General features: G+C 46.1%; 1 protein-coding gene. It reads right to left on the minus strand.

From position 1 onward, the window contains the following. A partial coding sequence (locus J7438_RS26010) for a hypothetical protein (RefSeq protein WP_209278933.1) occupies window positions 1-874 on the minus strand: 874 nt, incomplete at its 3' end. Window positions 875-937 lie beyond the last annotated feature (63 nt).

The following is a 937-nucleotide window of genomic DNA, read 5'->3' on the forward strand; positions in this document are numbered from 1 at the left end:
AGGTAAATTTCGGCCCTTGAATGCTCCTGGTGGAATCCTGATCCCAAGGGGATGTCGTGCTTGCAGGAGTTTGTTGCAGAGCGATTGCTGTTACTACGGGTGTTTTTGTTGCCTCAATCTGTACCAAATTTTCAGCCACTGCATTTCTAACGAGTTCAGGAACAACACCCTCATTATCATTTCGGATAACCGGGCTGAGCGCCTTACATAAACTGGTGGTTAGCTGGCTGTTGCTGGCATAGTGTTCCAGAGATGACCAAACCACTGGCTTTAATGGTTTGTTGTATTTGATGATGTTGATAATCATAGAAGGTGACAGCAGAAATGCTGCTTTTTTAGGCTTGGCTTTCCCGGTCTCGTTGGTTCTTGCTTTCATTTGGGCCAATTTAGCCTCAAGCCTGATCGCATAGGGTTCCCGCTTGTCCTGAGGCTTTTCATACCATTGTTCTGTGAATTCGGTTGCCTTGAAAAATGCGGTCAACTGTTCCAATGTCCAGTTATTTATAACAAGGCCGGTATCCGTGAGGGTAAAATCCGGTTTTTGGAGTACAACCGGTTCACCATCGAGTGGCATGACAGTAAGATTTTGATTCCTGAATTGATACTCTGTTTGTTTAAGCTCGAACAGTATGGCCGTGATAAAGTACCACAGGCGTTTCTGGCCCAACATGACGTGATCACCATCAACAATCACGCCTCTTTCATCATCAGTTGACACCCGGTTTGAAAAACAGAGATCCGGTATATTCCCGTGCTCAGGTAGATAATGGTTTATCAGGAGCATTCCTTCCAGCAACCGTTGCTGAGTCACTAATTCCGGAACGGTTTCAGGTTTAGCCTGGTAGTCAAGACAGGCATCCATGAATTGCTGCATTTTCTGTGGCCTGAGTACCCGGTGTAGTCGGTACCACTGTGAGATTGCAGGCACAGTTCTGAA

This window comes from Thalassotalea sp. G20_0, assembly GCF_017744175.1.
Taxonomy (GTDB): Bacteria; Pseudomonadota; Gammaproteobacteria; order Pseudomonadales; family Endozoicomonadaceae; genus Endozoicomonas.